The 14367-nt window shown below is 40.8% G+C and carries 13 protein-coding genes; 3 read left to right on the forward strand and 10 right to left on the reverse strand.

What is annotated here, in order from left to right; translation table 11 throughout:
• Nucleotides 1-6 precede the first annotated feature (6 nt).
• From ACIH2S_RS10390 to ACIH2S_RS10415, 6 genes are all read right to left on the reverse strand, one after another.
• Nucleotides 7-1137: a M20 family metallopeptidase gene (locus ACIH2S_RS10390; protein WP_036954874.1), complete on the reverse strand. Its 1131-nt coding sequence runs from the start codon at nucleotides 1135-1137 to the stop codon at nucleotides 7-9.
• A gap of 868 nt (nucleotides 1138-2005) precedes the next feature.
• Nucleotides 2006-2890 (reverse strand): protease HtpX, encoded by an 885-nt coding sequence (htpX, locus tag ACIH2S_RS10395; RefSeq protein ID WP_430247384.1) that lies wholly within the window; start codon nucleotides 2888-2890, stop codon nucleotides 2006-2008.
• 190 nt (nucleotides 2891-3080) lie between these two features.
• A complete protein-coding gene (locus ACIH2S_RS10400) occupies nucleotides 3081-3836 on the reverse strand; it encodes a cell envelope integrity/translocation protein TolA (RefSeq protein ID WP_036954869.1) in 756 nt (251 codons plus the stop codon).
• Between the two features lie 224 nt (nucleotides 3837-4060).
• A complete protein-coding gene (gene prc / locus ACIH2S_RS10405) occupies nucleotides 4061-6106 on the reverse strand; it encodes a carboxy terminal-processing peptidase (protein WP_036954866.1) in 2046 nt (681 codons plus the stop codon).
• A 19-nt stretch (nucleotides 6107-6125) separates the two neighbouring features.
• Nucleotides 6126-6812, reverse strand: a complete 687-nt coding sequence (gene proQ, locus ACIH2S_RS10410) for an RNA chaperone ProQ (protein WP_036954864.1) — start codon at nucleotides 6810-6812, stop codon at nucleotides 6126-6128.
• A 110-nt stretch (nucleotides 6813-6922) separates the two neighbouring features.
• Nucleotides 6923-7405: a GAF domain-containing protein gene (locus ACIH2S_RS10415; RefSeq protein ID WP_036954861.1), complete on the reverse strand. Its 483-nt coding sequence runs from the start codon at nucleotides 7403-7405 to the stop codon at nucleotides 6923-6925.
• Between the two features lie 131 nt (nucleotides 7406-7536).
• Between ACIH2S_RS10415 and yebS the strand changes: the two genes are divergently transcribed.
• The 3 genes from yebS (at nucleotide 7537) to ACIH2S_RS10430 (ending at nucleotide 11461) form a co-directional block, all read left to right on the forward strand.
• A complete protein-coding gene (gene yebS / locus ACIH2S_RS10420) occupies nucleotides 7537-8763 on the forward strand; it encodes a membrane integrity lipid transport subunit YebS (protein WP_108478057.1) in 1227 nt (408 codons plus the stop codon).
• Nucleotides 8738-11077 carry an MlaD family protein gene (locus ACIH2S_RS10425; protein WP_108478056.1) on the forward strand — a complete coding sequence of 780 codons (2340 nt, stop codon included), beginning with the start codon at nucleotides 8738-8740 and terminating at the stop codon, nucleotides 11075-11077. The genes yebS and ACIH2S_RS10425 overlap by 26 nt, the downstream gene beginning before the upstream one ends.
• Nucleotides 11078-11227: 150 nt before the next feature.
• Nucleotides 11228-11461, forward strand: coding sequence for a DUF1480 family protein (locus tag ACIH2S_RS10430; protein WP_036954855.1), 234 nt, complete (start codon nucleotides 11228-11230; stop codon nucleotides 11459-11461).
• 334 nt (nucleotides 11462-11795) lie between these two features.
• Here the strand turns inward: ACIH2S_RS10430 and ACIH2S_RS10435 are convergent, their stop codons facing one another.
• The 4 genes from ACIH2S_RS10435 to ftnA form a co-directional block, all read right to left on the reverse strand.
• On the reverse strand, nucleotides 11796-12143 hold the full coding sequence (locus ACIH2S_RS10435) for a DUF2511 domain-containing protein (RefSeq protein WP_430247389.1): 348 nt from the start codon (nucleotides 12141-12143) through the stop codon (nucleotides 11796-11798).
• 44 nt (nucleotides 12144-12187) lie between these two features.
• Nucleotides 12188-13084, reverse strand: a complete 897-nt coding sequence (gene copD / locus ACIH2S_RS10440) for a copper homeostasis membrane protein CopD (RefSeq protein WP_036954843.1) — start codon at nucleotides 13082-13084, stop codon at nucleotides 12188-12190.
• A 1-nt stretch (nucleotide 13085) separates the two neighbouring features.
• Nucleotides 13086-13472 carry a copper homeostasis periplasmic binding protein CopC gene (copC, locus tag ACIH2S_RS10445; RefSeq protein WP_036954840.1) on the reverse strand — a complete coding sequence of 129 codons (387 nt, stop codon included), beginning with the start codon at nucleotides 13470-13472 and terminating at the stop codon, nucleotides 13086-13088.
• A gap of 217 nt (nucleotides 13473-13689) precedes the next feature.
• Nucleotides 13690-14193 carry a non-heme ferritin gene (gene ftnA, locus ACIH2S_RS10450; RefSeq protein ID WP_036954837.1) on the reverse strand — a complete coding sequence of 168 codons (504 nt, stop codon included), beginning with the start codon at nucleotides 14191-14193 and terminating at the stop codon, nucleotides 13690-13692.
• Between the last annotated feature and the right edge of the window lie 174 nt (nucleotides 14194-14367).

Genomic DNA, 14367 nt, shown 5'->3' on the forward strand with positions numbered 1-14367 from the left:
TCATAATTACTGCGTAATGCGTTTTAACACATTGAAAAATAGCTGAGCGCGCTCAGTTAAAGAGGGGATTTCGAGGTACTCTTTGTCACTATGTTGATAGCCACCAATTGGACCTAAACCGTCTACCGTTGGCGTACCCACACCAGCGGTAAATGAGGCATCAGAACCACCACCTGTAGAGACATCTTCCAGAGCGATTTCTAGTTTGTCAGCTTCTTGTTTGATGATGTCGATAAGAGCAGCGCTTTGTGCTGTTTTTGCCATTGGTGGACGGTTGATCCCACCAGTCAATGAAAGTTGAATGCCGTTTAACACAGGCTGGCTACACACTTCACGTACTTTCTTGTCGATTTCAATACCTTGCTGCTCAGAAGAGATCCGCACATCAATTTCTGCACGCGCATTTGGAGCGATGGTATTGACGGATGTTCCACCAGTAATCAGACCCACGTTCACTGACAGCCCTTTATCGTGCTGAGAAAGTGCATGTAAGCTTTGGATTTTGAAAGCAAGTTCTTGGATAGCACTGATCCCTGCCTCAGGAGCAATACCAGAGTGAGACGCTTTCCCTTGAATAGTCAGAACATAGGTTCCCACACCGCGACGAGCGCTGACAATGGCACCATTCGCGCGCGCAGGCTCCATCACTAACGCGTAACGTTTGCCTTTCGCACATTCCTCGATGACCGGACGTGACGAAATAGAACCTATCTCTTCGTCGCAGTTCAGCAGCACTTCAATTTTTTTGTAGCGTTCATCGTTGGTGGCATAAAGCTGTTTGATCACCTGATGCACCATGACATGGCTGCCTTTCATATCGATAACACCAGGACCATAGGCTCTATCACCCTCAATGCTAAATGGTCTTTCCGCTACTGTGCCTTTTGGAAATACAGTATCAAGATGCAGCAAAATCAAAATTTCAGGCGTGGTAGATGGGTGATAAAGACGATAGTTATTACCCAATTTTTCATTTGGGATTATCTCAACTTCAAAGCCCATTGATTGGTAACGTTCACACCAGAATGCAGCGTGATTATCAACACCCTCTTTATCGTATGAACCGGATTCGGTATTAACCACTTGCTTTAATAAATCCAGCATCTCTGCTTCGTGTACTAAAAATTCATTGTGCATGTTGAGTTCCTATTATTTTATGGCGAGATATTTCACTGAGAAAATTGGCTCCCACGCGATAAGATTTTTATTCCAAACAAAATGAAATGTTTATTACTCATAGCCGATAATATTATCGTCATATTCCATTTGACGCGCAAAACATAGCGCTATCTATGCACATTTTATGCATATACAACAACGATGAGTAAAGCCAGATTTAACCCAAGGAGAAGAAACCCTATGATAATTCGACACTTACTTTGATTGAAAAGGATACTTTCGCACCATAACATAACAGATTAATAAATTACAAATAATTATTAATGCATAAATATGCTCTATTTTTTGATTTTTTCAAAAAGTAATAGTTACAGAAAGCAATTATAAAAATATATAAAATAAATATATTAATTATGGTAAATAATCTTCAGAAATTAATGGCAGGCTATTAATTTTAGCTAACCGTAAATATGCAATATTACACGTGGTATTTATTTTTTTATTCACATGATTTAACGCCAATAACGCGTATATATCTTTCTAACTTTATTTAGATTTAAATAACCCCAAAGGAGTATTTAGCCTATTTACTCAACATTTACTCAATAAATAAGCGTCAATACCTATAAAATAGTCGTAATTTTTAAACTGAAGGTTTAATTCGATTCAATCTGAGTGCCGTTTTCTTTCAGTATATTTATTTAACTCTCTTCAGCATAAAATACCTGTCACTTTTCTTTTACTAGCACACTGCTTTACTGGCACTATTCGCTGAAATAGTTAGATAAAATGATAAATCGAATACGGCGGGGATAGTGGTAGGATGAGTAAATAAAAAAGGGAAACATGATGTTTCCCTTTCATTTTATCGTATTAACATCGTAGGCTATTTCAGATACTGGCCTGAACGTAATGCTTCAATACGTTTATCTAATGGCGGGTGAGATAAAAACAGTTCGCTAAATGCTTTACCACGACCATTGATACAAAATGCCATCAAACGCCCTTCTTCTTGCGGCTCATAGCTTGTTTTCAGGCGTTGCAGTGCAGCGATCATTTTCTCTCTACCGACTAATTTGGCAGAGCCTGCATCCGCGTGGAACTCACGGTAACGAGAGAACCACATCGTAATGATACTCGCTAAAATACCAAACACGATTTCTAATACCATCGAAACGGCAAAATAAACCATTGGGTTACCATTGCTGCTTTCACTTTCATTGTCATTGTTGTTTGACATAAAGCCAGCCGCAACTTGCGCCAAAATACGTGAAATAAAGATAACGAAGGTATTCACAACACCTTGCAATAAGGTCATGGTAACCATATCACCGTTAGCTACATGGCTGATTTCATGGGCAATAACTGCTTCAGCTTCATCACGGCTCATGTTTTCCAATAAACCTGTACTTACCGCAACCAAAGAAGCATCACGGCGTGCGCCCGTTGCAAATGCGTTGATATCCGGTGCATGGTAAATTGCCACTTGTGGCATTTTGATACCGATTTGCTGGGACTGACGGCTAACAGTGTTAACTAACCACTGTTCCATCTCATTACGTGGATGCTCGATAACTTCCCCACCAACGGACTTCAGCGCCATCCATTTGGACATGAGCAGCGACACAAATGCACCACCAAAACCAAACAATGCCGCCATGATCAGCAGACCTTGAGCACTACTTCCACGTATCCCGGTTAAACTTAAAATAATCCCGAACACAAACATAACAGCTAAGTTTGTGAGCAAGAATAAAGCAATTCTCATCATTTTTTATAGGTTCCTTGGTCAAAACAAACATCACGACAAATTTACTTCATAAATAAGGTTTTTTCACACCATTTCAAGCCCATTAACAGGAAAAAGTCATAAAATAACATATCTTTACACACAGCAATAAAAAATGCCGTTTTAATAAACGGCATTTAAATGATAACGATAAGGCACTACGAGAAAATGATCAGCTCACTTTACCTTTAGTTGGTTTGCCTTTAGACACTTTTGCGGTTGTTTTTGCTGCAGCTTTAGCTTTGTCGGCTTTTGCTTTATCCGCTTTTGCTTTGTCTGCTTTTTCTTTTGCTGCTTTGGTTTTGTCTTTCTCTACCGCTTTAGCTTTGTCGGTTTTTTCCTTCACCGATTTAGAGGTTTCCTTCTCTTTAGCCTTGGCTTTATCTGCTTTTTCTTTCACTGCTTTTGCAGATTCTTTATCGGCAGCTTTAGCTTTATCTGCTTTCTCTTTTACAGCTTTAGAGGTTTCTTTGTCAGCAGCTTTGGCTTTATCCGCTTTCTCTTTTACAGCTTTAGAGGTCTCTTTCTCTGTTGCTTTTGCCTTATCTTTCACCGCTTTCGATGTTTCTTTCTCAGCAGCTTTTGCCTTATCAGTTGCTTTTGATGCTTTATCTTTTGCAGTTTTACTCATGTTGTCACCTGTCTCTTTGATAGAATCTACCGCAGATGGTTTGCTGGACTGCTTTGCCACACCCGCCCCAATACCTGCACCAATACCTGCACTTTTATTGATTGAGTTTTTTAGCTCATTTGTACAGACTTGCTCTGAACGACTGGTTGTTCCGTCATTACAGATAAATTGCCCGCTATCACAACGAGCAATTCCGCCTTTAGCGCCTGAACAAGGGTAGTTACTTGCATTCGCAGAACCCATTGACGACATCATGACCGCCATGACAGTTAATAAACCTACAGATAATTTACGCATTGCTTTGCCTCATTAATAAGGGATATTACTAACTGAAGTGTAGGATATTTTTGAAAAAGAGAAAGAAAACCTACTATTTTTTTAAACAAAAATTTAGGTTTAGTTGAAGTTAAGACTATAGATAAAATACTTAATATATTAAACCATTATTAAATCAATGAATTACAAAATCAATAAACATAAAAAAGCCAGCTTGCGCTGGCTCTAGAAAATACTTTTTATTTTTACTGTTTGGCACCAGAAAGCATCTTAGTGTTTTGATTCGAAAGGTCTATTGCCATTTTCACCGTTTCATCTAAATACGGATCTGGCGCTTCATAATCTTTCGGTAAATCATCAATTGACTTCAATAGCGGTTTGCCTAGTTTTGCATTGCGTTCATTAATGCGTTTCAGTTTGGTCGCATCAATTTCATCATCTTCTTTCTGACGTTGAGCATAGTTCAGAGAAATCAGATTCTTAGTTGCTTTCAATGACTTGTAACGCGCAATATCTTCATCGATATATTTGAACTCAGGGTCAACACTGATACGGGCTAAATGCTTGGTTTTAATCGGAGATAAATCAGCATTAATGTCCCCAGATTTAGTGTAATTCGCAGCCGGGATGCTATCCCAAGGCAATGCGTTATCTTCAAAGCTTTCACCTGTTTCTGCTGGATCTTGCCCTGTTGGCATAACCACATCTGGAGTCACACCTTCACGCTGAGTACTTCCACCATTTACACGATAGAACTTCTGAATAGTGTATTGCACTGAACCTAATGCTGGCCATTCTGGTTTTAGCATTTGGTCATAAACGCGGCTTAAACTTCTGTGCTGCTGTACCGTTCCTTTACCAAAAGTCGGTTCACCCACAATTAAAGCGCGACCATAATCTTGCATTGCTGCAGCAAAAATTTCTGATGCAGAAGCACTAAAACGATCAACCAGAACAACTAATGGACCTTTATAATAGATAACATCATCGTCATCCGCATCTTGGCGAACTTGACCATTGTTATCACGAACTTGAACAACCGGTCCTTTGTTAATAAACAGCCCAGATAATGCGACCGCTTCTGTTAATGCCCCACCGCCATTACCGCGCAGGTCAATAATCAGAGCCGAAACATTCTCTTTCGCCATTTTTTGTAGTTCAGTTTTGACATCGTTGGTCAAACCGACATAGAAACCTGGAATATCTAATACGCCAACTTTCTCTTTACCTTGCTGTTTGATAGACAGTTTTACCGCTCTATCTTCCAGTCGGATCTGTTCGCGAACAATTGTCACGATACGTGGCTTAGCACCTTTCGTATCTGAAACGACTTCTAAACGAACTTGGCTACCTTTTGGCCCTTTGATTAAGGCAACGACGTCGTCTAAACGCCAACCCACGACATCAACAATAGGTTTACCAACTTGACCAACACCAATGATTTTGTCGCCAACTTTTAGCTCTTTACTTTTAGCTGCAGGACCACCCGCAACTAAAGAATTAATTGTCGTATTATCATCATCTTGTTGTAACACGGCACCAATCCCCTCAAGGGATAAACTCATTTCTGAGTTAAATTGTTCAGTGCTACGAGGTGATAAATAACTGGTATGTGGGTCAATTTCGCGAGCAAACGCATTCATAATTAATTGGAATACGTCTTCGCTTTGTGCCTGAGATAAGCGTTTCAATGCAAAATTGTAACGCTTAGTCAGTTTGTCTTTGATCTCTTTGTCATCTTTGCCCGTTAATTTCAAACTTAACCAATCATAGCGAACCTTTTGGTCCCATAAACGGTCTAGTTCTTCTTTATCCTTCGGCCAAGGTGCTTTAGTTCGATCAACCTCAATAGAATCCGTCGCGTTTAAATCAATCGGTTGATCTAAACGCGCGAGTGCATATTTGAAACGTTCAAAACGACGTTGCTGAGAAAGGTTATACAGGTCATAGAACTTATCTAACTTGCCATCTTCAAGCCATTCACCCGTTTTTGCTTTATCTTTTGCATACTGGTCAACATCGGATTGAAGTAAAACATTATGTCCGTAATCAATCATATTGAGATAACGGTCAAATATTTTCCCAGAAAACTCTTTGTCTAAATCGAATTGACGATAGTGAGAGCGCGTAAAACGCGATGTCACACGCTCACTCACGGTTCCGTGCTGTGTATTCTGCTTTAAAAGAGGTAACTGAGCAGCAGTGACCGGAGTCACTGCCTGAGTATTAGCTATTGCTGTGCCGAAAGTCGCGAGACTCACAACAAATGCAACTTTGAGTAATTTGTTCATGACCTGAGTGACCTCCGTATCAGAACTTTAAATGTTCCGCGCGCACAATCATTGCCAGACCAGATGGCAATTGAACCCTAACACCATCTTTGGCAATTTCCAGCACAGAGGCATCCATCATACTGCTACCCACTTTCACTTTCAGAGTCTGACCGACTTTCAGTGTGTTGATATCAGTAACTGATTTCAAATTCTCTTCAGCTGGATTGCTACGAGGTTTTTTCGGAGCTGTATTTTGTGGGCGTTCTTTTTTGTCTGATGGACGGCGACGAGATGAGTTCTCTTTGTTCGCATCATTTTGACGAGGTGCTTTGTCGCTAGGCTTTTTCGCAGCAGGACGCTTTTGCGTTTTTTGTTGCTCTGCGCGTTGGGCTTGGACTCTCGCTTTCGCTTCAGCTAATTGTTGACGCGCATGGGCAATGTGCTCTGCATCTAATTCACCGCAGTCATCTCCATTTAAGTCAACACGTTTTGCGCCTTCTTTAACACCGTAAAGGTAACGCCAGCTAGAGGTATACATGCGTAACGCAGAACGTAATTGCGTTTTGCTAATACCATCCTCTTCGGTCAAGTTCCCTACGATATCTTGAAAAATTCCGACTTTAAGCGGACGTGCTTCGCCTTCAGCGATAAAACAGCGTGGAAAACGCTCTGCCAAAAATGCGATAACTTCTTTACTACTATTCAACTTAGGTTGATTTTCCATGAAATTTCCTGATAACAACGATTTTGCCAACCTCACGGGCATGAACAAGCGGACATTATAATCGTGTTGCTGACAATTGCCACGTTCCTATTGATTTTACATACCAATAATTAATAATATTTTGGTATAGAACACATTGCCAAGTGCTGGCATAACTGGTCTGTAAGGTATTGAAGCCCTTTTTCATCCTCTTCATCGAATTGACCGATATTTGGGCTATCGATGTCTAAAACCCCAATTATCTTGCCATTTACACTCAGAGGAAAGACGATTTCCGAGTTACTAGCCGCATCACACGCGATGTGACCTGGAAAAGCATGCACATCTTCCACACGATGAACTTGCGCTTTGGAAAATGCAGCACCACAGACGCCTTTATCGAACGGGATCCGTACACAAGCGACTTTACCTTGGAATGGACCAAGAACCAGTTCCTTTCCATCACTCAAGTAAAAACCAACCCAGTTAATACCGGATAAACGTTCAAATAATAACGCACTGCTATTTGCTAAACTGGCAATTAAATCATACTCTCCAGCGATAAGTGCAGATAAACTATCTGAAAGTTCGTGATAATACTTCTTTTTATCCATATTTATTTTCAGTTATACGTAAACAAGTAAAAAATATTAGTAAGCGTAGACCGTAGGTTAGCAAGTTGTCACTTTTACGTAAATTTTTTTACACTAGATTACAAGCAAATTAATTCATACAATCAATATATATGACCCACATTAATCATACTGCCATGAATTTGCAACGTTGTTGCCATTGTAACCAAAAAATAGTGACTCCGCCTTTTCAACCGCGGCAAGTCATTGTTTGCCCAAGATGTTCTAGTCAATTAAATGATGGGCGTTCATGGTCACTCCGTCGTCTTGCACTATTATCTATCACTTTATTGCTTCTTGCGCCCATCGCTTTTTGGCAGCCATTGATTTCTATTCATCTATTTGGCACCCAAATCAATGCTAACGTGCTTGATGGCGTCCGCTTAATTAGCGAGCAAGGTGACCCTTTTACCGCCAGCATTGTGGCTTTTTGTGCGATAGCTGCACCGCTACTTTTGCCTATTTCGATTTTATCTTTGGTATTAGCACGTTATCTGGCCATCAACATGCGCCCCATTTTACTGATGATGAAGCATCTCAAAGAGTGGGTCATGCTGGATGTCTATCTTGTCGGTTTGGGTATCGCCGCGATTAAAATGCAAGATTACGCGACGGTTTACGTCGGGCATGGGTTGATTGCGTTTAGTACTATGTCTGTGATTAGTATTATTATTTTAATCCACATTAATCTCGATGAACTGTGGCGACGGCTTTATCCTTTAGAAGAAAATACAGATGCTCCTCATGCAGAAACCTGCCTAGCTTGCCATTTTACTGGCGAACCCAATAAGAAAGGCAAATGTCAGCGCTGCCACCGCCCACTTCACCATCGTGAACCCTTGAGCTTACAAAAAACATGGGCCGCACTGATTGCCGCCATGGTGCTGCTAATCCCTGCTAACCTATTGCCCATTTCGACGTTTTATTTAAATGGTCGACGTCTAGAAGACACAATTTATTCTGGGGTCGTTTCCTTAATTGACTCAGGAAACTGGCCGATTGCCATTATTGTTTTTATTGCCAGTATTTTGGTGCCCTTCGTGAAGATTATCATCATGATACTGTTACTATTTTCAATTCAATTTAAAAGCCATACAGACCCCGTGTTACGGATGAAATTACTGAAATTCGTTTCATGGATTGGGCGCTGGTCGATGTTAGATTTATTCGTCATCGCCTTGATGATGACCTTAGTTAATCGCGATATGCTAATGTCATTTACTATGGGGCCTGCGGCTTTATATTTTGGTACCGCTGTTATTTTAACTATCCTTGCTGTTGAGTGGTTAGACAGTCGATTAATATGGGATTCTTATGGAAAATCAAAACCATCAAAGTGAAGCTTCGGATGAAGTTTCGGAGGCTATCAGCCGTAAAAGGACGTCAATTTCGCCCTTTTGGCTGCTTCCCATCATCGCGATCATAATCGCAGGCTGGCTGCTATTCCAACAATGGGTGGAACGTGGCACGCAAATTACCATTCAATTTTCGTCTGCCTCTGGCGTTGTTGCAGGTCGAACGCCAATTCGCTACCAAGGTGTGGATGTTGGCATGGTGCAAACCGTTTCTATTAGTAGCGATATGAAAAGCGTAATTGTCACTGCCAATGTGAATAAAGACATGCGCACTGCACTCACTTCAGGAACGCGTTTTTGGTTGGTGACACCTAAGGCCTCTTTAGCCGGTGTATCAGGCTTAGATGCTCTGGTAGGTGGGAACTATATTGGTATGCAGCCAAGCACTGGCTCGCCAAAATCACAATTTGTGGCGCTTGATACGCCACCTCAAAGAAACTTAAACGAAGGTGAATTACTCATTTACCTTACCGCGAAAGATTTAGGCGCATTAAACGAAAACTCTCCTGTTTATTACCGTAAAGTTCCGGTCGGTTATATTTCTGATTATTCCTTATTACCTGAAAATAAAGGTGTATCCATCGCGGTTATTATTAAAAAACGCTACGTGAATCTCGTACGCTCGGATAGCCAATTTTGGAATATCTCTGGTATTGAGGGTGGATTTGACCTAAATACTGGTGCCAGTATCAAAATGGAAAGCCTTTCGGCTGTGATCAATGGCGCAATCGCATTTGATTCCCCAGAAAACAGCCTGCCAGCGCAAACAGGGCAACAATATGAATTGCAGCCGAGTAAAGAAGATGTCAAACCGCTTGATCAGCAAGGCAATATAGACTTGCAACTTACCCTCACCGCATTGGATACCTTTGGGGTGAATGTAGGACAACCTGTTATTTACCGCGGAATAAAAATCGGCGAAGTGTTACAACGTCACTTAACGGATGACAATGTTCAGTTCCAAATTGCCGTGTTTAATGAATTTAAACATTTGGTTAAACAGGACAGTAAATTCGTCGCCAATAGTCGTGTCGATGTGCAGTTAGGTATGAGTGGACTGCAATTTCAAGGCGCGACACCTCAAGAATGGCTGGAAGGTGGCTTACATATCATTCCAGGAAAAGGGAAAGATACATTACCAGAGTCATTCCCGTTATATCGTACCGATGAAAATGCCAAAGCGGGTATTTTAGGTTCCGCACTACCGACCACCATTACGCTAAACACCAATACCCTTCCCGACATCCAACAAGGCTCAGTGGTGTTATATCGTCAATTTGAAGTCGGTAAAATTGTGTCAATTAAACCAAACAATGACGGCTTTGCAGTGAATGTGTATATCTCAGGTCAATATCGTAACTTATTGACCCCACAAAGCGTATTCTGGGCTGAAGGTGGCGCTAAAGTTCAGTTAAATGCTGGAGGTTTAACGGTTCAAGCTTCCCCGCTCAGCCGTGCTTTTAGTGGTGCAATTAGCTTTGACAATATTCAAACTGGCTCATTAGATACTTCACGTCAACATACACTTTATCCATCAGAAACGGCTGCAAAAGCGATTGGTAGTGCGGTGACGTTGACAACCTTTGATGCGTCTAAGCTGTCGGAAGGCATGCCTATTCGTTATTTAGGTATTAACATCGGACAAATCGAATCGCTGAAACTATCTGCGGATAACCGTGAAGTGAAAGCAAAAGCGATTCTATATCCTGAATATGTGGAAAACTTCACCAAAATTGGCAGCCGTTTCGCCATTGTGACCCCTGAACTTTCGCCATCGGGGGTTAACAACCTCGATACGCTGATCCAACCTTATATCAGTGCAGAGCCAGGGCGCAGTAATAAGAGCCGTTTCCAATTTGAATTGCAAACTGCCAACATTACAGACTCCCGTTATCTCGATGGTTTAACCATTATTCTTGATGCCAGTGAAGCGGGTTCTATCCAGGTGGGAACGCCAATTCTATTTAGAGGATTAGAAATCGGAACCGTAACGGGGCTTTATTTGGGAGAGCTTTCCGATCGCGTTTATGTTGCAACACGCATAGGTAAAGAATACCAATATCTGATCCGCGATAATACCCAGTTCTGGTTATCTTCCGGTTACAATCTCGCCTTTGGTTTAACAGGCGGCGTAGTGAAAAGCGGTACATTCAAGCAGTTTGTTCGTGGTGGAATTTCGCTGGCAACCCCGCCAACAGTGCCACTGGCACCTAAAGCTAAGCCTGATCAGCATTTCATTCTGAAATTAGAGCCACCTGCGGACTGGTTAGACTGGGGAACCCCTATTCCCAAAAAATAATCCCTCACAAGGCGTCATGTTTCACAGCATGACGCCTTTTTTATCTCCCATCGCTAAAAATATATTTTGGAAATGAATTCCATTTATACTATACTTAATTTCGTTGGACTGATTTTTTATTGTAAAAATAAAGAGTAAAGAGGAAACGTTATGAGCATAGTTAAATTGAAAATCTCTTCCTATGAAATCAATGATGCAGTCATGGCTGATAAGCGTAGTGATACTGTGAGTATTCCTTGCGATTCCGATTCTGAGTTTTGTATGCAATTGGATGGTTGGGATGAACACACGAGTATCCCTGCGACACTGGATGAAAAACCGGTTCTGCTCTATCGCCAGCGTTATGATAAAGAAAATCATCATTGGCTAATGAGAATTGCTTGATGAAGATGGTGGTATTCAATAGAACGGTTAGATGGGAAATAACACAAAAAAAAGAGGCCTGGTAGATTCCGATTACCGGGCCTTGGGAAATGGCTCTGGCAGAGCCGTGCGCTAAAATTGCCATTGAGACGTAACAAAGTACTCCCTAATACTAGCGTTCAGCTTACGTTCTTACCACTTAAATTAGCAATTAATTTACATATTTTTAACACAATTTATTGCTTAATTTTCTAAGATTGAGCTATTTGCATGATAAGTTAAACCTATCTAAGCAATCAGCAAAACCTTTCAATTGCCATCTCCTTGATATTTCTAGCTAAAGGCTAACTACATCCTATTTGCTCTCACACAGTTTCTCGGCGGCTTGCTTCAGCGGTAATACTCGCTCTTCAACTGATTTAGTGGTTTCGATAGGCGCTAATAGCACATCAATCGGTTGTGCTTGGATCTCTTTCTTTTCCATTTGCGCCGTTGCAATATCATTCAATGGATGCTGCATTAACGTAGATGGGTTGATGACCACCAATGCGCCATTCGCTCGACACTCTAATATCACTTCTTCACGCTTTAGCGGCCAATCGTCGCCAAACTGTTTTTTACTGACACTCGCCAATGGCGCAGCTATCGCCGTACTGAATGTTCCACCCAGTACTAACGCACAAATTATGAATTTGAATTTCATTGAAAATGACCTTGTCAAACGGGGTTATACAAAGATATGCACCATTATACAGGTTGATAGGTAGCAAAAATAGCCACCGCAAGGATGGCAATCGTACCAAGCAGCAATTCAGCCCAACTATTTATTATCAAATAATTAATCTGCCCTTGCTGTTGAAGACGTGGTACCACCCAATAACGATTCGTTAATGCCAATAGCACCATCAACCCAACTAACGCAATTTTTAGCCATAGCCAAGATTGGTATTCGGATAGTGTTGAGGTGAATGGCCAGCCCGGCAATAAAATCAGGCTATTAATAATTCCCGTTATTAGTACACAAATCACAGCAATATGCCCTAATTGCGAGTAACGCTTCATTGATACAACAATTTGCGTTTCTAGCCCTGCTTTTAACTGTTCTTTACTACGTAAAAATTGAATACAAATAAGGAAAGGCCACAAGCCCCCAAACCAATACGCACAACTAATTAAATGAATGAATTGATTAGTTTGATGAGCAATTCCCAGCCACCCTTCATGCATCGCCGCATGACCAATAAAGGCATGCAGACCCAGAATAATGACGGAGAAACCAAGAATGAGATAAAGTTTTAAGGTGATCGGGCGTATAAACAGAACGGCAAATAAACCGACAGCACTGAGGATTTCCCAACGCCAGATTTGACCAAAGGTAGTGCCAAGTACACCTTGCCAAATATCCATATTCAACGCATCTTCCCAGCCATCGCCCATCAAACCAGATTGTGCAATCATCCAGCAAAATGTGGTGATGATAGTAATAACTGCGCTAAATATAATGCTTTTTTTCAGTGCATCTTGGAGTAGTACGCGAAATTGCCCATGGGAAACTATCACCGCAAACATCGACATTCCACACATCAACATTGCGGCGATAAAATGAGCAAATCGCGTTAAGGTATAAAATGCTTCCAGTGACATATTATTTCACAGTGAAGCTATAGTTCCCTTTGGTTTTATGCCCATCAACAGAGACAACGCTCCATTGAACATCGTACTTACCTGCGGCTAATTTGCTTTCAACAGGAATAATAACTTTGGTGTTATTGCTAGGATCTAACGCGGCTTTACCCGTCTTGATTATTTGCTTGTTCTCATCCGTTACATTGACTTTAGTAAAGTTAACTTCAATACCTTCAGAAAAGTTTAATGTGATAGCTTCTGGTGCCTGCTCTAATGCCGCGCCCTCAGCAGGTAATTGATCTTTAAGATGCGCATGAGCAAATGCTTGTTGGAATGACATACCTAAGAACAGTACAGCGACCGCGCTTAATTTACGCCAAGAAGATTTTATTTGGTTGATTGGCATAGTAACCTCTTAATTTGCAGGTGAATTTAGATATATTGCCAATCATTATACGGAAAATAATATGCTACGCAGCGATAAAATCAGATTTTATCATTCAGCTTGTGAGGCTTGGCACAAAATGCGAATAAAACTCACTCGCAAAAATAAAACAAGCGCCATTCATCTCTGAATTGGCGCTTGATAAGTAACCCGAAAATCGAGTTATTGAAAAGAATAATTAAACGTGCGCAGCTGCCGCTAAACCTTTCAGATCTTTATCCAACAGGAATAATGATTTACCAGACTCACCCACCATGCCCAGTTTATCCAGTACAGATTTGAACAGTTTCTCTTCTTCATGCTGCTCTGCAACATACCATTGCAGGAAGTTGAATGTTGAGTAATCTTGGGTGGTCATGGCTAAATGCGCAAGTTTATTGATTTCTGAAGTAATTAATTGCTCATGCTCGTACGTTTTATTGAACACATCAGCGATAGAATTAAAATCTTCTGGTGGTGCAGCAATCGCGCCTAAACGTGGTAATGCCCCTGTATCGCTAAGGTAATTAAATAAACGCTGCATGTGCTCCATTTCTTCTTGTGAGTGAGCTTTCAAAAATGCAGCTGCACCTTCAAAACCTTTATCACTACACCAAGCACTCATTTGCAAATACAGATTAGCGGAGAAAAACTCAAGATTCAGTTGTTTATTTAACGCTTCAATCATGTCAGCTTTTAACATATCTTTACCTTAATGATGATGATTTTATGAAGTTATATCCCACAGTAACATAATAAATGCATTCAGAAAACATTCTTCCCATAAAAATTAATTTATTGATTAACAATAACTTTTTGTAAAAATAACACGAATCAGTCGCATTAGCTTTTATTCATCGTAATAATCCTAATTGCT

Source organism: Providencia lanzhouensis (genome assembly GCF_050469745.1).
GTDB lineage: Bacteria > Pseudomonadota > Gammaproteobacteria > Enterobacterales > Enterobacteriaceae > Providencia > Providencia lanzhouensis.